This is a genomic window from Enterobacter cloacae complex sp. 2021EL-01169, assembly GCF_020733125.1.
Taxonomy (GTDB): domain Bacteria; phylum Pseudomonadota; class Gammaproteobacteria; order Enterobacterales; family Enterobacteriaceae; genus Enterobacter; species Enterobacter roggenkampii.
On the sequence record NZ_JAJFTC010000002.1, the window covers coordinates 791,703 to 812,411 of the forward strand.

Consider the following 20,709-nt stretch of genomic DNA (forward strand, 5'->3'; position numbering starts at 1 on the left):
CTATATATCTCGATGAGCCTTTGATGAGTTTTGATATTGCCAAATACCCGACACTGGCGTTAGTTGACTCCACCCAGGAGTTACGTCTGTTGCCGAAAGAGAGCCTGCCGAAGCTGTGCGACGAGCTGCGTCGCTACCTGCTCGACAGCGTAAGCCGCTCCAGCGGCCATTTCGCCTCCGGGCTTGGCACGGTAGAGCTGACCGTGGCGCTGCACTACGTCTATAACACGCCGTTCGATCAGCTCATCTGGGACGTGGGCCACCAGGCCTATCCGCACAAAATTCTGACCGGACGTCGCGATAAAATTGGCACTATTCGTCAGAAAGGTGGCCTGCATCCGTTCCCGTGGCGCGGTGAGAGCGAGTATGACGTGCTGAGCGTCGGCCATTCCTCCACCTCCATTTCTGCGGGCATCGGTATTGCCGTCGCCGCCGAGAAAGAGAACAAGCAGCGCCGCACCGTCTGCGTGATTGGCGACGGTGCCATCACCGCGGGTATGGCCTTCGAAGCCATGAACCATGCGGGCGACATCAAGCCGGACATGCTGGTTATCCTCAACGATAACGAAATGTCGATCTCCGAGAACGTTGGCGCGCTGAACAACCATTTGGCACAGCTGCTCTCCGGCAAGCTTTACTCCTCGCTGCGTGAAGGCGGTAAAAAAGTCTTCTCCGGCGTTCCGCCGATCAAAGAGCTGCTTAAGCGTACCGAAGAGCACATCAAAGGCATGGTCGTGCCGGGCACCCTGTTTGAGGAGCTGGGCTTTAACTATATTGGCCCGGTTGACGGCCACGACGTACTGGGGCTGGTCACCACGCTCAAGAACATGCGCGACCTGAAAGGCCCGCAGTTCCTGCACATCATGACCAAAAAAGGGCGTGGCTACGAACCAGCGGAAAAAGATCCGATTACCTTCCACGCGGTACCGAAATTTGACCCGTCCAGCGGCTGTCTGCCGAAAAGCAGCGGCGGCATGCCGAGCTATTCAAAAATCTTCGGCGACTGGCTGTGCGAAACCGCCGCAAAAGACAACAAGCTGATGGCGATCACCCCGGCCATGCGCGAAGGCTCCGGCATGGTAGAGTTCTCTAAAAAATACCCTGACCAGTATTTCGACGTGGCCATTGCCGAGCAGCACGCGGTGACATTTGCAGCGGGCCTGGCGATCGGCGGCTACAAACCGGTTGTCGCTATCTATTCCACTTTCCTGCAGCGCGCCTACGATCAGGTGATCCACGACGTGGCGATCCAGAAGCTGCCGGTGCTGTTTGCCATTGACCGTGCGGGCATCGTCGGTGCCGACGGCCAGACGCACCAGGGCGCGTTTGACCTGTCGTTCCTGCGCTGCATTCCGGATATGGTGATCATGACGCCAAGCGACGAGAACGAATGTCGTCAGATGCTGTTTACCGGCTACCACTATCAGGATGGCCCAAGCGCCGTTCGCTATCCGCGCGGCAATGCGGTGGGCGTTGAGCTGCAGCCGCTGGAGAAACTGGCGATCGGTAAAGGTCTGGTTAAACGTCGCGGTGAGAAAGTGGCGATCCTGAACTTCGGCACGCTGATGCCAGAGGCGGCGAAAGTAGCTGAAACGCTGAATGCTACCCTCGTGGATATGCGCTTTGTGAAGCCGCTCGACGAATCCCTGATCCTGAGTATGGCGGAGGCGCACGACGTGCTGGTCACGCTGGAAGAGAACGCGATTATGGGCGGTGCGGGCTGCGGCGTGAACGAGGTGCTGATGGCAAACCGTAAAGCCGTTCCGGTGCTGAACCTCGGCCTGCCGGACTATTTCATCCCGCAAGGTACCCAGGACGAAGCCCGCGCGGCGATTGGCCTGGACGCTGCCGGTATCGAAGCTAAAATCCGCGCCTGGCTGGACTGATCCCTCCCCCCTTTTCCGCTCCTGCTATGCTTAAACGTATTGTTTAAACAGCAGGAGCGGAACCGTGCAATACACAACATTAGGAAAAACGGACCTTAAGGTTTCCCGACTTTGTCTGGGATGCATGACCTTTGGCGAGCCCGATCGGGGGAACCACGCCTGGACGCTGCCGGAAGAGAGCAGCCGTCCGATCATCAAACGCGCCATCGAGGGCGGCATTAACTTCTTTGACACCGCCAACAGCTACTCCGACGGCAGCAGCGAGGAGATTGTCGGCCGCGCCCTGCGCGATTTTGCCCGTCGGGATGACATCGTCGTTGCCACCAAGGTGTACTACCCGGTGGGCGACCTGCCGCAGGGCCTTTCTCGCGCGCAGATCCTGCGTTCCATTGACGACAGCCTCAGGCGCCTGAACATGGATTACGTCGACCTGCTGCAAATTCACCGCTGGGATTACAACACGCCGATCGAGGAGACGCTTGAGGCGCTCAATGACGTCGTCAAAGCCGGTAAAGCACGCTACATCGGCGCATCGTCGATGCACGCGTCGCAGTTCGCTCAGGCGCTGGATCTGCAGGCGCAGCACGGCTGGGCGCGCTTTGTCACCATGCAGGATCACTACAATCTGATCTATCGTGAAGAAGAGCGTGAGATGTTGCCGCTGTGCCATCAGGAGGGCGTGGCGGTCATCCCGTGGAGCCCGCTCGCGCGCGGTCGCCTGACCCGTCCGTGGGGCGAAACTACGGCCCGTCTGGTCTCGGATGAAGTGGGAAAAAATCTCTATGAAGGAACAGAGGCCAGCGATGCACTGATTGCCGAACGCCTGGCCGGCATTGCCGACGATACCGGCGCAACCCGCGCCCAGGTAGCGCTGGCATGGCTGCTGGGTAAACGCGGCGTCGCGGCTCCCATTATCGGCACGTCCCGGGAAGAGCAGTTGGACGAACTGTTAAACGCGGTGGATATCACGCTGACGCCCGAACAGGTTGCCGAGCTGGAGACGCCGTATCAGCAGCATCCGGTGGTGGGGTTTAAATAAGCCCCTCTTTTGTAGGCCGGGTAAGGCGGAGCCGCCACCCGGCAATACAGAGCGTACAACATCACGCGAAGTGATCGTACCCTTTCCAGTCCAGCGTAACCGGCGCACCGTCTTTCACAAACTTCAGCCCTTCACTCTCCGGCATGATCTGCCCGATACAGGTGAATTTCGCGCCAAGATGCGCTAACGCCACGTCGAGCGTTCCACGGTTCAGCTCCGGAACGGTAAAGCACAGTTCATAATCTTCACCACCGGACAGCGCCCAGCGCAGTGCCTGTTCAGGTTCAACATGACGAAGCAGTTCCTCTGACAGCGGGAACAGATCCAGGTCTACGCGCGCGCCGACACCGCTGGCCTTCAGAATATGGCCAAGATCTGAGATCAGCCCGTCAGAGAGATCGATAGCCGAGCTTGCGCGCTCGCGCAGCGCCTGACCGTGCAGAATACGCGGCGTCGGGCGCAGATGGCGTTTCACCAGATACGCCGCATCGTCAGCGTTCTTCACGGTTAAGCGATCCTGAAGAATCGCCAGGCCCGCGGCGCTGTCGCCCGGTGTACCGGTCACGTAGATCCAGTCGCCGGGTTTTGCACCCGAACGCTTCAGCGCGCGACCAAGCGGTACATAGCCATGGATCGCCAGCGTCATCGACAGCGGCCCGGCAGTGGTATCACCGCCAATCAGCTGCATATCGTAGTAGTTAAGCTGCTCAAACAGCGCATCGCTGAAAGCTTCAAGCCAGGCTTCGTCTACCTCAGGCAGCGTCAGCGCCAGGGTTAACCACGCGGGATCGGCCCCCATCGCCGCCAGATCGCTGACGTTAACCGCCAGTGCCTTATACGCCAGATCGGCAGGATCGATATCCGGTAAAAAATGACGTCCGCACACTAAGGTGTCGGTGCTGATTGCCAGCGTCTGTTTTTCGGGAATATTGAGAAGTGCACAGTCATCGCCGATGCCGGTTTCAACATCAAGACGAGAGGTTCTGACACGGTCGAAATAACGGGCAATCAGGGAAAATTCGCCGCATGCCATACGTTATGCCTCAGCAAATAAAAGAAAAAACCGGAGCCGCACTGCCCGTCAGGCAATGCAGAACTCCGGTTTGCGGATCACTTTTTGTGGGGACGGATCGCAGGTGCTGCTTTATCAAGTACGCCGTTTACAAACTTATGGCTGTCTTCAGCGCCGAAGGTTTTCGCCAGTTCGATCGCTTCGTTGATGGCCACTTTGTACGGCACATCATCACGTTTAGACAGCTCAAACAGCGCAATGCGCAACACTGCTTTTTCTACCTGACCCAGCTCTTCGAGCAGACGGGACAGGTAAGGTTTCATCAGACCATCGAGATACGCGCTATTAGTCGCCACTCCCGACAGCAGTTCACGGAAGTACAGAACGTCAACGTCTTTCACGTCCTGTTCTGACAGGAACTGGTATTCAACATCAGCGATGTCGTTCTGGGACAACTGCCAGGAGTAAAGTGCCTGGACGGCACATTCACGGGCGCGGCGACGAGCAGCAGGTTTCACGGAATTCCCCTTACAAAAAAATCAGGCCTTGATGGCTTTCAATACATTGATCATTTCAAGCGCGGTCAGTGCAGCTTCTGCACCTTTGTTACCGGCTTTGGTGCCAGCACGTTCGATGGCTTGTTCAATACTTTCGGTGGTCAGCACGCCGAACGCGACAGGAATTTCAGCATCCTGCGCAACGTGTGCCAGACCGTTGCTTGCACCGCCCGCAACGTATTCGAAGTGCGCAGTGCCGCCACGAATAACGGTCCCCAGCGCAATCACCGCGTCATATTTACCGGTTTTCGCCAGCGCGCCCGCCGCCAGTGGCAGTTCGTAAGCGCCTGGAACCCAAACAACGGTAATGTTGTCATCTTTAACCTGGCCGATACGTTTCAGGGCGTCAACCGCACCTTCCAGCAGGCTATCGTTGATGAAGTTGTTGAAACGCGCAATGGTGATGGCGACGCGAGCGTCCGGGGTAGCTACAGCAGCTTCAATAATGTTCATACTCTTCCTTTACGGGTTCATTTGGCCCCGCAGGGGGGCGGATTTTATCATAATACTTTGCGCACTGCTTCCCTATTTCGGGAGCAATTACGCTGTCGTTAAGTGGAGGCAGACATCCGGACCTACCGGACGAATCTCGCTAAATTTGAGTTGTGGTGCATCGGCCAGTTTTTCAAGGCCGGGCAGCACAAACAGGCCGCGCGCGTCACTGCCCAACAGTTTAGGCGCAACGTAAACAAGCAGTTCATCCACCAGCCCCGCCTGAAGCAGCGCGCCGGCAAGCGTCGGGCCCGCTTCGACCCAGATGCTGTTCACCTGCTGCTTGCCGAGCAGCATCATCAGCACCACCAGATCCAGATGCCCGTTATGTTCCGGCACCGTAATGCTGCGTACGCCTTCCGGCCATGCGCGCGTATCTTCTTTGGTGCGCGCAATCCAGGTTTCCCCTGGCTGCTGGACGATGCGGTGCTCCGGCGTCACGCGGTTCTGGCTATCAATGACAATACGCAGCGGCTGACGCAGGTTCTCCTGCGGATACAGAGCCTGGGTATCGGCATTCAGCTCGTCCCAGCGCACGGTCATGGCCGGATCGTCAGCCAGAACGGTTTCACTGCTGGTGAGAATAGCATGGCTTTGCGCACGCAGACGTTGCACATCGCGCCTTGCCTGCGGAGATGTTATCCACTGGCTCTCGCCGTTTGCCATCGCCGTACGACCGTCCAGCGAGGCACCCAGCTTAAGCTGGATATACGGGAACCCGGTACGCATGCGCTTCAGGAAACCTTTGTTGAGCGCTTCCGCGTCCTGCATCATCAGGCCATGGCTGACGTCAATGCCTTCCTGCTGCAGACGATACAGACCACGTCCGGCCACCTGCGGATTCGGGTCCTGCATCGATGCAACCACGCGCGACACCCCCGCGGCAATCAGCGCGTCGCAGCACGGTGGCGTACGCCCGTGATGGCTGCAGGGCTCCAGCGTAACGTAGGCCGTCGCACCGCGCGCCTTCTCGCCGGCCATGCGCAGCGCATGAACCTCAGCATGCGGTTCGCCTGCGCGATAGTGAAAGCCCTCCCCCACGATCTCGCCATCTTTAACGATAACGCACCCGACGTTCGGGTTGGGATGGGTCGTAAAACGACCGCGCTGCGCCAGCTTCATGGCTCGCGCCATGTACATCTCATCTTGCATGAGCTTAATCCTGTAAGCGGGCGATCTCTTCGCCAAACTCTTTGATGTCTTCGAAACTGCGGTAGACCGAGGCAAAGCGGATATAGGCGACCTTATCGAGCTTTTTCAGCTGCTCCATTACCAGGTTGCCGATCATCTTGCTGGGCACTTCACGCTCACCCAAACCACGAAGGTAAGATTTTATGTGGTTTAGCGCCATCTCCACGTCGTCCGCGCTGACGGGACGTTTTTCAAGGGCTTTCAGCATTCCGCTGCGCAGTTTCTCTTCGTTAAACGGCTCACGCACGTCGTTACTTTTAACCACGCGCGGCATGACCAGCTCTGCCACCTCAAAGGTCGTGAAACGCTCGTTACACACCAGACACTGCCGACGACGGCGCACTGAAGACCCTTCGCCCACAAGGCGAGAGTCGATGACTTTGGTATCCACAGCGGAGCAGAATGGGCAATGCATACGGTATCCCTGTTATCTGGTTAACTGATTTTCATTTTACCCTGAACTGGCCTGACAACAAAGGAAGAGCTTTTTGAGAAAAAGGATCTATGTCTGACACAATGATGCTGGCTACCATTAGGACGATCCGTTATTTCAAGGAAATAAACGCAATGACAAGACGTTACCTGAAAATATTGCTGGTGGGGAGCCTCTTCACCCTTAGCGCCTGTGCACAGCAAACCGAAGTCCGTCAGATGAAACAGAGCGTCAATACGCTCAATACGGCGATGGACAAGCTAAACAAAGAAACGGTGAAGATCACCCAGCAAAACGCGCTGAACGCGAAATCTACCAGCGGGGTGTACCTGCTGCCGGGGGCGAATACGCCTGCCCTGCTGAACAGCCAGATTGGCACGCTAAAAATGTCTCTGGTGAATGTGGCGGCGAATGCCGATGGTACTCGCGCAACATTACGCATCAAGGGAGAGTCCAACGATCCGCTTTCGGCCTTCAGCGGCACCGTCGAGTGGGGCCAGATCCAGGGCACCACGGAGAACTACCAGGAGGTGAACGTGAAGAATCAGCTCTTCACCGCCCCGGCCAGTGTTTTAGCACCCAGTGATGTGGATATTCCGCTTCAGTTAAGCGGCCTTACGCCGGAACAGTTAGGCTTTATCCGCATTCACGACATTCAACCCGCCGCGCAGTAATCCTCTCTTTTTTAGCGGAGTGAAATGTCACTCCGCTAACATTTACATTTCGTATGGATTGGCAACATAAATGATTGCCGCTACAATCCCGGCCGTTTAAAGTACGCAAACGTGAACGCAATCGATTACGCGCATGAGAGATATGTGAAACAACACATATTTTTGTGAGCAGGGATTCCTATAATAGGCACCGCAGAAACACGAAATATTTAGAAACGCAATTCGCGCATTTTTCACTCCCGGAAGGGAATTTCAATCAGTGGCATGATTATGAAAAAAACATTACTCGCAGCTGGCGCCGTGCTGGCACTGTCCTCTTCTTTCACTGTTAACGCAGCGGAAAACGACAAACCAGAATACCTCTCCGACTGGTGGCACCAGAGCGTTAACGTGGTCGGCAGCTACCACACGCGTTTCGGACCTCAGATTCGTAACGATACCTACCTGGAATATGAAGCGTTCGCCAAGAAAGACTGGTTTGATTTCTACGGCTACATGGATGCACCGGTCTTCTTCGGTGGTAACTCTCAGGCTAAAGGTATCTGGAACCACGGCTCCCCTCTGTTCATGGAAATCGAACCACGCTTCTCCATCGACAAGCTGACCGGCACCGATCTGAGCTTCGGCCCGTTCAAAGAGTGGTACTTCGCGAACAACTACATTTACGACATGGGCCGCAACGAGTCCGGTCGTCAGAGCACCTGGTATATGGGTCTGGGTACGGACATCGACACCGGCCTGCCAATGAGCCTGTCTCTGAACGTCTATGCCAAATATCAGTGGCAGAACTATGGCGCTGAAAACCAGAACGAATGGGATGGCTATCGTTTCAAAGTGAAATACTTTGTGCCAATCACCCAGCTGTGGGGCGGTAATCTGAGCTATATCGGCTTCACCAACTTCGACTGGGGTTCAGATCTGGGCGATAAGAGCGGTTACGCAGAGAACGGTATTAAGCAGCGTACCAATGACTCCATCGCCTCCAGCCACATCCTGGCGCTGAACTACGATCACTGGCATTACTCTGTTGTGGCACGTTACTGGCACAACGGCGGCCAGTGGAACGACGACGCTAAACTGGTATGGATGAACGAACACGTCCGTTCTACCGGTTGGGGTGGTTACCTGGTTGTAGGTTACAACTTCTAATCAGTGCGGGTTTCGCCCGGTCGCGCTACGCTTACCGGGCCTACGACCCAAATGTAGGCCGGGTAAGGCGTAGCCGCCACCCGGCTTTTTACTGCCTCACCTTGCGCAAAAAATCCGCCAAAGACCTGTCCGCACTTTCGCTAAACCGCCTTTCCGTAGCCACAATATTGAGGCATCTGTCGAGCCGGAAACAGCGATAGTCATCGCGCCGTTCACACCACGCGGCCAGCAGCCAGCGCTCTCCCCAGAAGAACAGCCCCAGCGGCTGAACCTCACGTTTAGACAGCTGTCCTGCTTCATCACGGTAATGCAGCGCCAGCACCTGCTGGGCGGAAATTGCCTGATGGATCCTGTCAAAATCGCTGCGGGAGTGGCTTTGCATGCAAAAATCCGGGGCGTAGATCCGCGTCTGCTCCGCCTTTCGACGGCTCTCCTCAGGCAGAATCGCCAGCACCTTTTCCTGAGCCGACTCCAGCTCGCGCGACAACGATTCTCCGCCCCAGGTTTTGAGCAGGCGAATCGCGACGATCAGCGCCTCGGACTCCTTATTTGTCAGCATCAGCGGCGGCAGGTCAAAGCCCGACATGAGCCGATATCCGCTCCCCGCCTCACCTTCCACCGGCACGCCGGAAAGCGACAGGTCGCGGATATCGCGGTAGACCGTGCGCTCGGACACGCCAAGCCGGTCCGCCAGATGCGCTGCCGTTGTCAGACGCCTGCCCCGCAGGATCTGCACAATCTGAAACAAACGGTCAGCGCGTCGGGTCATTTCTTAGTTCGCTCTCAGGCAGGTTGATGGAGGCCGACGCGGTTACCCTCGCTGTCGGTAAACAAGGCGATAGTGCCAATGCCATGCGGCAGTTCCAGCGGGCCAAACACGCACTCGCCGCCCGCAGAGGCGATGCGATCGAGCGTTGCCGCCAGATTGTCAGTATGCAGGTAAATAATAGCGCCCTGCAAAGACGGTGTAACGCCGTCAAATTTTGCCAGTGCGCCTCCGGTGGCGGGATCCTCATGCGGGAAAACCGCCAGCTCCGCACAGTCCATTTTCTCGCGACGCAGCGCAAGCTGCATCACCGGCTCATAAAATTTGATGGCGCGATCCATATCCGAGACCGGAATTTCAAACCAGTTAATGACGCTTTTCATACATCCTCCTGCCTGTTGTTTGGGTTCAGAAGGAGTCTACGACAGGGCTCCTGACAGCATACTGTCAGGAGTGTTTGTCAGGAGCAGATAAAAAAAATCCCGGTCAACCGACCGGGATTTTGATACGCAGTAAACGTCGCCTTACGGCAGAATGGACGGCTGATCCGCGCCTTCTTTTTCGACTTTCTGCTGGAGCAGGTGCTCACGCTTCATGCCGAGTTTCAGCGCCAGGGCGGACGCAACGTAGATAGACGACGCCGTACCGATGGTGACACCAATCAACATGGTCAAGGAGAAGCCTTCCAGAACCGGGCCACCGAACAGGAACAGCATCAGGATCACCATCAGGGTGGTACCGGATGTGATCAAGGTACGGTGCAGCGTCTGGGTCAACGACACGTTAAAGATTTCGTACGGCGTACCGCGACGGATCTTACGGAAGTTTTCACGGATACGGTCAGATACCACGATACTGTCGTTCAGTGAGTAACCGATGACGGACATCAGGGATGCCACAATCGTCAGGTCAATCTCAATGTGGAACAGCGACAGTATGCCCATGGTGATCACCACGTCGTGCGCCAGAGCGATAACCACACCGGCCGCCAGTCGCCACTCAAAGCGGAAACCGACGTACACCAGGATGGAGATCAGCGCCACCAGCAGCGCCATCGCACCGGTCTGCGCCAGGTCAGCACCCACGCTTGGGCCGACGAACTCAATACGCTTAACCGCCGCGTTCTGGCTGGTTGTTTCGTTAATCACGCTAACAACCTTACTGCCCAGCTCCTGGCTGCCGTTGGCATCGTGCACCGGCGGCATACGCACCATGATGTCGCGGCTGCTGCCGAAGTTCTGCAGCAGCGGCTCTTCAAAGCCCGCTTTCTGCAGCGATTCGCGCATCTGGTCCATATCGACCGGTTTTTCCAGGGAGATTTCAATTACCGTACCACCGGTAAAATCGAGACCCCAGTTAAAGCCTTTCACGCCCATAATGACGATGGACAGAATCAGCAGGAAACCTGAAATGCCGAAGGCCCAGTAGTCCCAGCGCATAAAGTCCCAGACTTTACGGCCGTGGTTCAATTGTTCAACAGTATATTCCTGTGCCACAACGCACTCCTCAGATAGACAGCTTTTTGACGCGCTTGCCGCCGTACAGCAGGTTCACGATGGCACGGGTGCCGACAATAGCGGTAAACATTGACGTTGCGACACCGATACCGGTTGTAATCGCAAAGCCTTTGATCGCGCCAGTACCCACTGCATACAGGATAAGAACCTTAATCAGTGTTGTTACGTTCGCATCGAAGATAGAGCTGAACGCGCCTTTATAACCTTCATCAATCGCCTGCTGAACAGAGCGACCGTTGCTCAACTCTTCTTTGATACGTTCGTTAATCAGTACGTTGGCGTCGACCGCCACCGCAAGGGTCAGAACGATACCCGCAATCCCCGGCATGGTCAGCGTCGCTCCCGGCAGCAGGGACATGATGCCGATAATCAGCACCAGGTTCGCGATCAGCGCGGAGGTCGCAATCAGACCAAACTTCTTATAGAAGAAGATCATGAACAGGATAGAGACCACCAGACCGGCCAGACACGCTTCCAGGCCCTGCTGGATGTTTTGCATACCCAGAGTTGGACCAATGGTACGTTCTTCAACAATCTGAATTGGCGCTATCAGCGCACCGGCACGCAGCAGCAGGGAGAGCTGACGCGCTTCGTTCGGGTTGTTAATACCGGTAATACGGAAGCTGTTACCCAGACGAGACTGGATATTGGCGATGTTAATCACCTCTTCCTCTTTCACCAGCACAGCACGGCCGTTTGCATCTTTCTTACCGCTGTCTTTGTACTCCACGAACAGGGTCGCCATCGGTTTACCGATGTTGTCCTTGGTGAAGTTAGACATGATGTTACCACCCGCGCTATCCAGCGAGATGTTAACCTGCGGCTGGTTGTATTCATCCTGGCTCGACGTGGAGTCGGTGATGTGGTCACCGGTCAGAATCACACGTTTGTACAGCACAACCGGCTGACCTTCGCGGGTCTGTTTCACTTCGGAGTCACCCGGAATACGGCCAGAAGCGGCAGCAGACTGGTCAACGTTGGTATTCACCAGACGGAATTCCAGCGTTGCGGTCGCACCGAGAATCTCTTTCGCACGCGCGGTGTCCTGGATACCCGGCAGTTCAACCACGATACGGTCAGCACCCTGACGCTGTACCAGCGGCTCGGCCACGCCCAGTTGGTTTACACGGTTACGCAGAATGTTGATGTTCTGCTGAACGGCATATTCACGCGCTTCTTTCAGGCGCGCATCGGTCATCACCGCGCGCAGCTGGTTGCTGCCCTGCGAGGAGATCACCAGGTCACGATGACGTTGGGTCAGGTAATCTACAGCCTGATCGCGCGCCGCGCTGTCGCGGAACGTGATGCTCATGCCGTAGTTATCTTCTTTACGCACGGTGGTGTAAGCGATGCCTTTATCACGCAGATCGCTGCGCAGGCTGTCGATATTCTGTTCCTGCAGCTTGCCGAGCGCGGTATCCATATCCACTTCCATCAGGAAGTGAACGCCACCACGCAGGTCAAGACCGAGTTTCATTGGCTCTGCATTCATTGCAGCCAGCCAACGCGGGGTTGCAGGGGCAAGGTTAAGCGCCACGACGTATTTATCACCCAGCACGCCCATCAGCGCTTCACGTGCGCGGAGCTGCGTGTCGGTGGTGTCGAAGCGAGCAAGAATTGCGCCCTCTTCCAGTGCCACAGACTTAGCGGTAATTTTTTCTTCTTGTAACGTTTTCTGGACCTGGATCAGCGTTTGCTCACTGGCGGCGACACCGCGCGCGCCAGTGATTTGAACAGCCGGATCCTCACCATACAGGTTGGGAAGCGCGTACAGCAGGCCGACGAGAATCACGACGACCAGCATGATGTACTTCCACAAAGGATAACGGTTTAACACGGCAGTTCCCTTTGGGAAAAGTTGGGATTACAGCGCCTTCATGGTGCCTTTCGGCAGAACGGCAGCTACGAAGTCACGTTTGATGACCACTTCAGTGGTGTCGTTCAGGGCGATTGCAATGTAGCCACTTTCAGCCACTTTGGTTACGCGACCGACCAGACCACCGTTGGTCAGCACTTCATCGCCTTTCGCGATGGAGTCCATCAGCTTTTTGTGCTCTTTGGTGCGCTTCTGCTGTGGGCGCAGGATCATGAAATAGAAGATCAGACCGAACACAACCAGCATCAGAATCAGAGACATTGGGCTGCCCTGCGCTGGAGCGCCTGTTGCTGCTACCGCATCAGAAATAAAAAAGCTCATTCAAATTCCCTCATTATTAAAATTAATCAACGTTCAACGGTGGAACATCCCGCCCCTGACGTTGGTAGAAATCGGTCACGAAGCTCTCTAATTTACCCTCTTCGATAGCCTTACGTAAACCAGCCATTAAGCGCTGATAATAACGAAGATTATGAATGGTATTGAGACGCGCGCCCAAAATCTCGTTGCAGCGATCGAGATGATGCAGGTACGCGCGAGAATAATTGCGACAGGTATAGCAATCGCACTCGGAATCGAGCGGGCTGGTGTCACTCTTATGCTTCGCGTTACGGATTTTCACCACGCCATCGGTAACGAACAGATGGCCGTTACGCGCGTTGCGGGTTGGCATGACGCAGTCGAACATATCAATGCCGCGGCGTACGCCTTCAACCAGATCTTCCGGTTTGCCCACGCCCATCAGGTATCGTGGTTTATCCGCCGGGATTTGCGGGCAGACGTGCTCCAGAATGCGGTGCATGTCTTCCTTCGGCTCACCCACAGCCAAACCGCCGACAGCGTAGCCATCAAAACCTATCTCTACCAGACCTTTAACAGAGATATCGCGTAAATCTTCGTAAACGCTGCCCTGGATAATGCCGAACAGCGCATTTTTGTTCTGCAGGGAGTCAAAACGGTCACGGCTACGCTTCGCCCAGCGCAGAGACATCTCCATGGAACGCTTGGCGTAGTCCCAGTCGGCCGGATACGGCGTGCATTCGTCGAAGATCATCACGATGTCAGAACCGAGATCGTACTGAATCTCCATTGATTTTTCGGGATCGAGGAAAATCGGATCGCCGTTGATCGGGTTACGGAAGTGAACGCCCTGCTCGGTGATCTTGCGGATATCGCCCAGGCTGAAGACCTGGAAACCGCCGGAGTCGGTCAGGATAGGGCCTTTCCACTGCATGAAGTCGTGCAGGTCGCCGTGGAGCTTCATGATCTCCTGACCCGGACGCAGCCACAGGTGGAAGGTATTGCCGAGGATAATCTGCGCGCCAGTGGCTTCAACTTCTTCCGGCGTCATCCCTTTTACGGTGCCGTAAGTGCCCACAGGCATAAACGCGGGGGTTTCCACCACACCGCGATCAAACACCAGGCGACCGCGGCGCGCGCGACCGTCGGTGGTATCGAGTTCAAATTTCATTTTTTCTCCGACGTCAGAAAAACAGTCCAACGTTGTAAAACGGTGCCGCGGACTTATTCCCCGACACGCTCATTCAAAGCCTGCGGATTGTACGTGATAAACATCGCGTCCCCGTAGCTAAAAAAGCGATATTTTTGTTCTACCGCAGACTTGTAGGCATTCATCGTATGCTGATACCCCGCGAACGCGGAGACCAGCATAATCAGCGTCGATTCAGGCAGATGGAAGTTGGTCACCAGCGCGTCAATCACTTTGTACTGGTAACCCGGGTAGATAAAGATCTGCGTATCGCCAAAGAACGGCTCAATCAACTCGCTTTTCGCGGCCTGCGCGGCGCTCTCCAGCGAGCGCACAGACGTCGTACCGACCGCCACGACGCGGCTACCGCGCGCTTTCGCCGCCAGCACCGCGTCCACGACATCCTGCGGCACTTCAGCATACTCAGAGTGCATGATGTGGTCTTCAATGCTGTCCACGCGCACCGGCTGGAAGGTTCCCGCCCCGACGTGCAGCGTTACAAACGCCATCTCAATGCCTTTCGCGCGCAGTTTTTCCAGCAGCGGTTCATCAAAGTGCAGGCCTGCCGTCGGGGCCGCGACCGCGCCAGGCTTCTGGCTGTAGACGGTCTGGTACAGCTCGCGGTCAGCCTCTTCGTCAGGACGCTCAATGTACGGCGGCAGCGGCATGTGGCCGATGGCGTTCAGAATATCGAGCACCGTGCGCTCGTCGTTGAACTCCACCTCGAACAGCGCGTCGTGGCGCGCGGTCATGGTCGCCTTGATGCTCTCGTCATCGCCCAGCAGCAGCTCCGCGCCCGGCTTTGGCGCTTTGGATGCGCGAATATGTGCCAGAATACGTTTATCATCGAGCATACGTTCGACCAGCACTTCAATCTTGCCGCCGCTGGCCTTACGGCCGAACAGGCGCGCCGGGATCACGCGGGTATTGTTAAAGACCAGCAGATCGCCAGGGTTGAGCTTGTCGAGCAAATCGGTGAAAGTACCGTGCGTCAGCTCGCCCGTTGGCCCATCCAGTGACAGTAAACGACAGCTGCTGCGCTCAGGCATGGGATAGTGAGCAATCAGGGATTCAGGTAGTTCAAAGGAGAAATCGGCGACGCGCATGACGTATACTCGTGACTTAAAAACAGGCGGCATAGTCTAGTGCTCACACCCTTTTGCTGCAACAACTAGCCGCCCCCGGACAAATAAAACGCATGAATTTTCTCGCTCACCTGCATCTCGCTCACCTCGCTGACAGCTCCCTGTCCGGCAATTTGCTGGCCGATTTCGTACGCGGCAACCCCGCGGAAGCGTACGCCCCTGAGGTTGTCGACGGGATTTTTATGCACCGCCGCATCGACGTGCTAACGGATAAGCTGCCGGAAGTGACGGAAGCCAAAGCGTGGTTTCGGCCGGAAACGCGCCGCGTCGCACCGATCACGCTTGATGTGATGTGGGACCATTTCCTGTCGCGCCACTGGGCACAGCTCTCGCCGGAGCTACCCCTGCCGGAATTTGTGCGTTATGCCCATCAGCAGGTGTCGATCATTCTGCCCGACTCGCCGCCGCGCTTTGTGAATCTGAATAACTACCTGTGGTCAGAGCGCTGGCTGGAGCGCTATCGCGAGATGGATTTCATTCAGAACGTGCTGAATGGGATGGCGAGCCGTCGCCCGCGCCTGGATGCGCTGCGGGATTCCTGGTATGACCTGGATGAACATTACGATGCGCTGGAGACCCGCTTCTGGCAGTTTTACCCGCGCATGATGGCGCAGGCGAAAAACAAACAGCTCTGACAGAATTCGTATTGATAGGTAAAAGCTGGCGGAACGATTGTCACCACCTCTTTGTCTTATCCATGAACACTCTCTATACTGGCTCGCGTTGCGTTCCAAATAACCTTAGTATCTACAGGAGAATCATATGGTTCTGGTAACTCGTCCGGCTCCGGATTTTACAGCTGCAGCAGTTCTGGGCAACGGTGAAATCGTTGAAAACTTCAACTTCAAACAGCACACCAACGGTAAAGCGACCGTTCTGTTCTTCTGGCCAATGGACTTCACTTTCGTTTGCCCGTCTGAGCTGATCGCGTTCGACAAACGTTATGAAGAATTCCAGAAGCGTGGCGTGGAAGTGGTTGGCGTCTCCTTCGACTCTGAGTTTGTACACAACGCATGGCGTAACACCCCTGTCGACAAAGGCGGCATCGGTGCGGTGAAATACGCAATGGTTGCGGACATCAAACGCGAAATCCAGCAGGCTTACGGTATCGAACATCCGGACGCTGGCGTTGCGCTGCGTGGTTCCTTCCTGATCGACGCGAACGGCATCGTTCGTCACCAGGTTGTGAACGATCTGCCGCTGGGTCGTAACATCGACGAAATGCTGCGCATGGTTGACGCGCTGCAGTTCCACGAAGAGCACGGCGAAGTGTGCCCGGCTCAGTGGGAAAAAGGTAAAGAAGGTATGGCGGCTTCCCCAGACGGCGTAGCTAAATACCTGTCTGAGAACGTATCCAGCCTGTAATCGGCACGGTTTACGAGAAAGGCCCGCTTATGCGGGCCTTTTTTTATGCCTTGCGCTGCGTTTCCCGCCAGATGCGCCAGGCCATGCCCGCCAGCAGGAGCACGCCCGCGATCAGCACGCCCCACACCAGCAGGGCGTTCATCCAGTTCGCCCGCTCGCCTGCAGAGGTGGCGTTTAGCCGCCCCTCACCGCCCAACGCGACATCATCCAGAATATCGGCCTGCGGCAGGTTCGCCATATCATAGGTCTTGCGCAGATCGGCTGGGATCAGCATGTCAGGTTCCACCTGTGCAGGCTTTGCGGCGCCGTTGCCCCAGGCGAGCACGTACGGCGCTTTACCCTGCGCGTTGAACACCAGGTCATAGCGGTCGCGATGCCCCGTGACGCTCGGCAGGTATTCTGGCAGACGCGCATTCAGCGTCGTGATTTTCACTGCCTGCACCAGGTCCCCGTTAAGCGAAACCGGTCCGGATGTTTTCCCCTCCAGGCGGTAAATCACCTCTTTTTTCAGGGGATGCCATGTGTCTTTTTCCGTACGCCGCCAGGCGATCTCCACGGGAAGGACGCCATCGCCGTTCAGCGAGATGCTGACAGCACTCAGCGGCTGCGGACGCGTCCAACGCCACTGCGCTTCGGTTGTCGATAGCTGCTCCCCTTCCCCCTCAAGATTGATCTCTTCCGGGGCCGCCTGCGCAGGTGCGCTGATTGCGTTTACGCCGGTCAACGTTACCCCCTGGCTCTGCGTATTCAGCACCACCATGAGATAGCGATTCGCCTCGGGAGATAAAACCGTATCGGTATCGATCCGATCGAGCTTAAGGCGATCCTGGCCGCTGGCGACGTCCAGCAGCGGCATATCTTCGCGCAGGGTATACCAGCGCTTAAGATCCTCGCTGTAATAGACCGACGCCGTTCCCTGCCACGGCGTCTGCGGGGTATTCCAGAGCAGCTGCAGCTGGGATATGGCCAGCTCACCCGTCGTCTGCTCCGGCAAGCTCAGCAGGTAATGTTGCCCGGCTGCGGCGGCTTTTTGCCCCTCCAGCACAATCTCAACGCCGTTTCGGGAACGGAGCCGGATCTTATCGCTGTCACCGGCATCTGAGGCAGCCGCGAGCGGCGAGGCATCCAGCGGAAAGAGGCGCAGCGCCGTGGACTGCGCTGTGGCCTGCGGGCGCGTCGCGGCCATCAGGCTAAAGGGAACCGGCTCACCCGACTGGTTAAAGACGCGAACATCATGCAGATCCGCGGATGTGCTCTGCTCATAGACGGCAAGCGGCAGCATCACTCGATACCACCGGGAAGGAACGGACGTGTCGAGTGAACGACCAAAGGCGTAGTCCCGTGGCGATTCCGTTGGTACTTCGTCGCAGAACGCCGGGCCGGAAAGCGCCAGCAGCGCGGTACACGCTACCGCTTTCATCCATTTCATTTTTCATCTCCTGTTTTTGGCGGTAGCGGCGAGAAATAGCCCACTATCAGCACCAGTATCGCCACGCCGATAAACGCCACCGCGCGCGCCAGACCGCCTCCGCCCGCGCTGTCCACCAGCATCAGCTTAACCATCACCACACCCAGCAGCGCGGCCCCGCAGAGCCACTCCTGCCGGGAAGCCCGACGGGTGGCATGGATCATGACCACCAGCGCACTCAGCATCCAGAACAGGGCAAAGCTGGTCTGGATAAGCCGCGAATCCCACAGCGATGCCATATTCCAGGCCACGTCGCCGTACCAGGCCAGGGCGCGCATCAGCGCACCGTTCAGCCACCAGAAGCCAAACGCCATGAGCGCGACGGCAGGCCACGGACGCGCTTGCGCAAGCAATGCCGGGTAGTAGCGATCCACCGCCCGATAAAATACCACCAGCCCCAGCAACGCGAACGCTGCGCCTTCCTCAAGCGGGTTTACCAGCGGGAGCCAGGTTTGACGATAGACCACGCCGTCCTGGAAATTGGTCACCACCAGCAGTACCAGCAGCGCCACGACGGCAGGGATCGGTGCCAGACACGCATAGAGCGCAGGCCATTCCCGGAACGGCCACGCGCGACGCCGTACCGCAGCAGAGAGCGCCATAATCACCCCGCCGCCTGCGGCCATCGCTAATCCGCTGCCCCAGGCCGCCATGCCCCACGGCAGAGACCGGGCAAACCAGTAAAGCTCGGCGGCCAGCGCCAGTAAAATCATCCAGCACAGCGACAGGTGTAGCCCCATCGCGATACGCGGCAGAACCCTTTCACCATCGCGCCGCAGCAGCATCAGCGCGGCAGGAAGCGAAATGCACCAGGCCAGGTTTGACCAGCCGGCGGCAACGATCTGCTGATGCCAGATCTGATATCCCACCATCAGCAGCATTACCGGCCACAGCAGCCATTTGCTGGCGTCCAGCTCTCGCCACGCCAGACGAGCGGCCACCTGCCGCCAGCCCCAGGCTGACGCCGCCGTCAGCGCCAGCACGCCCGCCAGAACCGGTAATTCTTTCGTGAGTACAAGCTGCGACGCACCCAGCTGCGCTACCAGCCAGAACAGCAGCCCGCCAGCCAGCAGCGCCCAGCTGACCGGCAGAAAAAGAGTCCGCCACAGCCAGGCCGCAGCCAGCCAGCAAAGGCTGAGGATGGCGAAGATAAGGAGCAGGCTCAGCGACGTAACGCCGTCCGTTTGCGCCCACAGCGCGCTGCCGAGGGCCAGCACCAGCAGCGCCGTCCCGCTATAGCTCATACGCCGCTGGTGCTGCTGCACGCCCAGCCAGAGAATACCCAGCCCCTCCAGCGCCCAGGCCATTGCCGTCCAGCGCGCCGACAGCGCCAGCGGAATGGCGAGCGTGGCGAACCCGCCGCCGATCGCCAGCGCTGCCATGACAAGCGGCCGTCCGAGGGAGGGATAGCGCCGCAGCGCGAGGTACGCGAGGGTGAGATAAAATGCGCCGTATCCCAGCGCGCTCAGCGCCGGACCATAGTCCCAGTGCTGCGTCATACCGTACTGCATCCCAAAACCGATCAGCGGCGGGGCAAACAGCAGCACACCGTCAACGATCTGCTTCCCTTTTTCCTGCGCCCGCAGCGACAGCGCCACGCTCAGCACGCCGAAAATCAGCGTATTGGCAATCAGGAACAGCTGGCAGATCCAATAGTCTTCAGGCTGGTAGTCATTCAGCCCCCACAGGCCGCCCACGCCGAACGTGAACAGCAGCCCGAGCAGGTTCAGCTCGCGCCAGTGCTGCCAGATGCTGATAGCAAGAATGCCGATGGACAGCAGGAGATAGAAAGAGAACAGCGCGACAAAGCTGCCGCCCCCGGTAGACAACAGCAGTGGCGCAAGATACCCGCCGAGGCTCGCCAGCATGGCCAGGCTCAGGGCCTTCTGCAGCACCGCCAGCCCGACGCTCGCCGCGCAGATCACCACCAGCAGCGCAAAAGCCAGCGTCATCGGCAGCATTTGCCAGAGCCGGAAGGCACCAAACACCGTCAGGTAGAGCACGCCGGTCGCCCCGCCCTGGAGGATCAGCGCATAGACCCGCTGCCTGTGCCGCAGTCGCCACCCAATCGCCAGCAGAACAACGGCAAACAGCGCCGCTGCCACGAGGCGCAGCTCAAGCGGGAACAGGGAATGTTCGACGGTATAGCGCAGCAGGAAAGAGAGGCCGAGGAAGAGCAGCAAAATGCCCAGCTTCGCCAGTGGATTCCCCTGCATGAACCAGCGCGCCAGCGACGTCAGGATGCCGCCAAAGGCTGAAGGCTGTTTTGCCGCAGGGGTCGGGGCCTGGGAAGAAGCGGGTTCTGCCACCGCTGCGGGAATATCGGGTCGCCAGGGGTCGACAGGCGCGAGAGCGTCCTCCACCACTGGCGCGGTAATTGCCTCCGGCGCGGCGGTCTGCACCGGTTCCGACGCGTTCTCAGGCACGCCGCGCTGCTCAAGCGCCTCTATGCGCTGGCGTAGCCGGGCGATCTCCTGCTGCGCCGCCGTACTGCGATTAAACCCGATAACCGCAAGCACGGGCGCAACCAGCAGCGCAAAAACCAGGAATAAACAGCCAAGGATGTAAAGCTCGTCCATGTTTCCACCTTCACCGTAAACGATCTGTTAAGATTGACACAAATCGTTGCATTTGCGCCATCTTAAAAGGT

Annotated in this window: 20 protein-coding genes; 6 read left to right on the top strand and 14 right to left on the bottom strand. The window is 57.4% G+C overall.

Going from position 1 to position 20,709, the window contains the following annotated elements:
* Nucleotides 1-23: 23 nt before the first annotated feature.
* Together dxs and LLF79_RS10180 are read left to right on the top strand one after the other, a co-directional pair.
* Entirely contained in the window at nucleotides 24-1,886 is a 1,863-nt protein-coding gene (dxs, locus tag LLF79_RS10175) for a 1-deoxy-D-xylulose-5-phosphate synthase (RefSeq protein ID WP_227879456.1), read from the top strand.
* 64 nt (nucleotides 1,887-1,950) lie between these two features.
* Nucleotides 1,951-2,925 carry an aldo/keto reductase gene (locus tag LLF79_RS10180; RefSeq protein ID WP_023343484.1) on the top strand — a complete coding sequence of 325 codons (975 nt, stop codon included), beginning with the start codon at nucleotides 1,951-1,953 and terminating at the stop codon, nucleotides 2,923-2,925.
* 61 nt (nucleotides 2,926-2,986) lie between these two features.
* Here LLF79_RS10180 and thiL read toward each other — a convergent pair whose 3' ends face one another.
* The 5 genes from thiL to nrdR form a co-directional block, all read right to left on the bottom strand.
* Nucleotides 2,987-3,958 carry a thiamine-phosphate kinase gene (thiL, locus tag LLF79_RS10185; protein ID WP_021241664.1) on the bottom strand — a complete coding sequence of 324 codons (972 nt, stop codon included), beginning with the start codon at nucleotides 3,956-3,958 and terminating at the stop codon, nucleotides 2,987-2,989.
* Nucleotides 3,959-4,035: 77 nt separating this feature from the next.
* On the bottom strand, nucleotides 4,036-4,455 hold the full coding sequence (nusB, locus tag LLF79_RS10190) for a transcription antitermination factor NusB (RefSeq protein WP_006809908.1): 420 nt from the start codon (nucleotides 4,453-4,455) through the stop codon (nucleotides 4,036-4,038).
* 21 nt (nucleotides 4,456-4,476) lie between these two features.
* A complete protein-coding gene (gene ribE, locus LLF79_RS10195; RefSeq protein ID WP_003859098.1) occupies nucleotides 4,477-4,947 on the bottom strand; it encodes a 6,7-dimethyl-8-ribityllumazine synthase in 471 nt (156 codons plus the stop codon).
* Between the two features lie 87 nt (nucleotides 4,948-5,034).
* Entirely contained in the window at nucleotides 5,035-6,138 is a 1,104-nt protein-coding gene (gene ribD, locus LLF79_RS10200) for a bifunctional diaminohydroxyphosphoribosylaminopyrimidine deaminase/5-amino-6-(5-phosphoribosylamino)uracil reductase RibD (RefSeq protein WP_227879457.1), read from the bottom strand.
* A 4-nt stretch (nucleotides 6,139-6,142) separates the two neighbouring features.
* A complete protein-coding gene (nrdR, locus tag LLF79_RS10205; RefSeq protein ID WP_008503337.1) occupies nucleotides 6,143-6,592 on the bottom strand; it encodes a transcriptional regulator NrdR in 450 nt (149 codons plus the stop codon).
* 152 nt (nucleotides 6,593-6,744) lie between these two features.
* Here nrdR and LLF79_RS10210 point away from each other — a divergent pair, with 152 nt between their 5' ends.
* Both LLF79_RS10210 and LLF79_RS10215 read left to right on the top strand, forming a co-directional pair.
* Nucleotides 6,745-7,284, top strand: coding sequence for a DUF3251 domain-containing protein (locus LLF79_RS10210; protein WP_227879458.1), 540 nt, complete (start codon nucleotides 6,745-6,747; stop codon nucleotides 7,282-7,284).
* A gap of 270 nt (nucleotides 7,285-7,554) precedes the next feature.
* On the top strand, nucleotides 7,555-8,433 hold the full coding sequence (locus LLF79_RS10215) for a nucleoside-specific channel-forming protein Tsx (RefSeq protein WP_227879459.1): 879 nt from the start codon (nucleotides 7,555-7,557) through the stop codon (nucleotides 8,431-8,433).
* A gap of 88 nt (nucleotides 8,434-8,521) precedes the next feature.
* Here the strand turns inward: LLF79_RS10215 and LLF79_RS10220 are convergent, their stop codons facing one another.
* From LLF79_RS10220 to queA, 7 genes are all read right to left on the bottom strand, one after another.
* A complete protein-coding gene (locus tag LLF79_RS10220; RefSeq protein ID WP_008503340.1) occupies nucleotides 8,522-9,202 on the bottom strand; it encodes a YafY family protein in 681 nt (226 codons plus the stop codon).
* A 14-nt stretch (nucleotides 9,203-9,216) separates the two neighbouring features.
* Entirely contained in the window at nucleotides 9,217-9,582 is a 366-nt protein-coding gene (locus tag LLF79_RS10225) for a VOC family protein (RefSeq protein ID WP_008503341.1), read from the bottom strand.
* A 141-nt stretch (nucleotides 9,583-9,723) separates the two neighbouring features.
* The gene (gene secF, locus LLF79_RS10230; RefSeq protein ID WP_008503342.1) at nucleotides 9,724-10,695 is read right to left on the bottom strand and encodes a protein translocase subunit SecF; all 972 of its coding nucleotides are present in this window, start codon (nucleotides 10,693-10,695) and stop codon (nucleotides 9,724-9,726) included.
* Nucleotides 10,696-10,705: 10 nt separating this feature from the next.
* Entirely contained in the window at nucleotides 10,706-12,553 is a 1,848-nt protein-coding gene (secD, locus tag LLF79_RS10235; protein WP_021241665.1) for a protein translocase subunit SecD, read from the bottom strand.
* 27 nt (nucleotides 12,554-12,580) lie between these two features.
* A complete protein-coding gene (gene yajC / locus LLF79_RS10240) occupies nucleotides 12,581-12,913 on the bottom strand; it encodes a preprotein translocase subunit YajC (protein WP_000007630.1) in 333 nt (110 codons plus the stop codon).
* Nucleotides 12,914-12,935: 22 nt separating this feature from the next.
* Nucleotides 12,936-14,063: a tRNA guanosine(34) transglycosylase Tgt gene (gene tgt, locus LLF79_RS10245; protein ID WP_003859110.1), complete on the bottom strand. Its 1,128-nt coding sequence runs from the start codon at nucleotides 14,061-14,063 to the stop codon at nucleotides 12,936-12,938.
* A 53-nt stretch (nucleotides 14,064-14,116) separates the two neighbouring features.
* The gene (gene queA / locus LLF79_RS10250; protein ID WP_008503345.1) at nucleotides 14,117-15,187 is read right to left on the bottom strand and encodes a tRNA preQ1(34) S-adenosylmethionine ribosyltransferase-isomerase QueA; all 1,071 of its coding nucleotides are present in this window, start codon (nucleotides 15,185-15,187) and stop codon (nucleotides 14,117-14,119) included.
* Nucleotides 15,188-15,279: 92 nt separating this feature from the next.
* Here queA and acpH point away from each other — a divergent pair, with 92 nt between their 5' ends.
* Together acpH and LLF79_RS10260 are read left to right on the top strand one after the other, a co-directional pair.
* Nucleotides 15,280-15,861, top strand: coding sequence for an ACP phosphodiesterase (acpH, locus tag LLF79_RS10255; RefSeq protein WP_021241667.1), 582 nt, complete (start codon nucleotides 15,280-15,282; stop codon nucleotides 15,859-15,861).
* 127 nt (nucleotides 15,862-15,988) lie between these two features.
* Nucleotides 15,989-16,591, top strand: coding sequence for a peroxiredoxin (locus LLF79_RS10260; RefSeq protein WP_008503347.1), 603 nt, complete (start codon nucleotides 15,989-15,991; stop codon nucleotides 16,589-16,591).
* Nucleotides 16,592-16,634: 43 nt separating this feature from the next.
* Here the strand turns inward: LLF79_RS10260 and LLF79_RS10265 are convergent, their stop codons facing one another.
* Together LLF79_RS10265 and LLF79_RS10270 are read right to left on the bottom strand one after the other, a co-directional pair.
* On the bottom strand, nucleotides 16,635-18,020 hold the full coding sequence (locus LLF79_RS10265) for a DUF3999 domain-containing protein (RefSeq protein WP_227879460.1): 1,386 nt from the start codon (nucleotides 18,018-18,020) through the stop codon (nucleotides 16,635-16,637).
* Nucleotides 18,017-20,638, bottom strand: coding sequence for a DUF2339 domain-containing protein (locus tag LLF79_RS10270; RefSeq protein WP_227879461.1), 2,622 nt, complete (start codon nucleotides 20,636-20,638; stop codon nucleotides 18,017-18,019). Before LLF79_RS10270 ends, LLF79_RS10265 begins: the two co-directional genes overlap by 4 nt.
* Nucleotides 20,639-20,709: the final 71 nt, after the last annotated feature.

Excerpts from the sequence above, each read along its gene's own strand:
- ribE (WP_003859098.1), bottom strand. The coding sequence starts at position 4,947 with ATGAACATTATTGAAGCTGCTGTAGCTACCCCGGACGCTCGCGTCGCC.
- LLF79_RS10210 (WP_227879458.1), top strand. The coding sequence starts at position 6,745 with ATGACAAGACGTTACCTGAAAATATTGCTGGTGGGGAGCCTCTTCACC.
- queA (WP_008503345.1), bottom strand. The coding sequence starts at position 15,187 with ATGCGCGTCGCCGATTTCTCCTTTGAACTACCTGAATCCCTGATTGCT.
- LLF79_RS10265 (WP_227879460.1), bottom strand. The coding sequence starts at position 18,020 with ATGAAATGGATGAAAGCGGTAGCGTGTACCGCGCTGCTGGCGCTTTCC.
- dxs (WP_227879456.1), top strand. The coding sequence starts at position 24 with ATGAGTTTTGATATTGCCAAATACCCGACACTGGCGTTAGTTGACTCC.
- LLF79_RS10260 (WP_008503347.1), top strand. The coding sequence starts at position 15,989 with ATGGTTCTGGTAACTCGTCCGGCTCCGGATTTTACAGCTGCAGCAGTT.
- nrdR (WP_008503337.1), bottom strand. The coding sequence starts at position 6,592 with ATGCATTGCCCATTCTGCTCCGCTGTGGATACCAAAGTCATCGACTCT.
- ribD (WP_227879457.1), bottom strand. The coding sequence starts at position 6,138 with ATGCAAGATGAGATGTACATGGCGCGAGCCATGAAGCTGGCGCAGCGC.
- tgt (WP_003859110.1), bottom strand. The coding sequence starts at position 14,063 with ATGAAATTTGAACTCGATACCACCGACGGTCGCGCGCGCCGCGGTCGC.
- LLF79_RS10225 (WP_008503341.1), bottom strand. The coding sequence starts at position 9,582 with ATGAAAAGCGTCATTAACTGGTTTGAAATTCCGGTCTCGGATATGGAT.
- yajC (WP_000007630.1), bottom strand. The coding sequence starts at position 12,913 with ATGAGCTTTTTTATTTCTGATGCGGTAGCAGCAACAGGCGCTCCAGCG.
- LLF79_RS10270 (WP_227879461.1), bottom strand. The coding sequence starts at position 20,638 with ATGGACGAGCTTTACATCCTTGGCTGTTTATTCCTGGTTTTTGCGCTG.
- thiL (WP_021241664.1), bottom strand. The coding sequence starts at position 3,958 with ATGGCATGCGGCGAATTTTCCCTGATTGCCCGTTATTTCGACCGTGTC.
- LLF79_RS10220 (WP_008503340.1), bottom strand. The coding sequence starts at position 9,202 with ATGACCCGACGCGCTGACCGTTTGTTTCAGATTGTGCAGATCCTGCGG.
- LLF79_RS10215 (WP_227879459.1), top strand. The coding sequence starts at position 7,555 with ATGAAAAAAACATTACTCGCAGCTGGCGCCGTGCTGGCACTGTCCTCT.
- acpH (WP_021241667.1), top strand. The coding sequence starts at position 15,280 with ATGAATTTTCTCGCTCACCTGCATCTCGCTCACCTCGCTGACAGCTCC.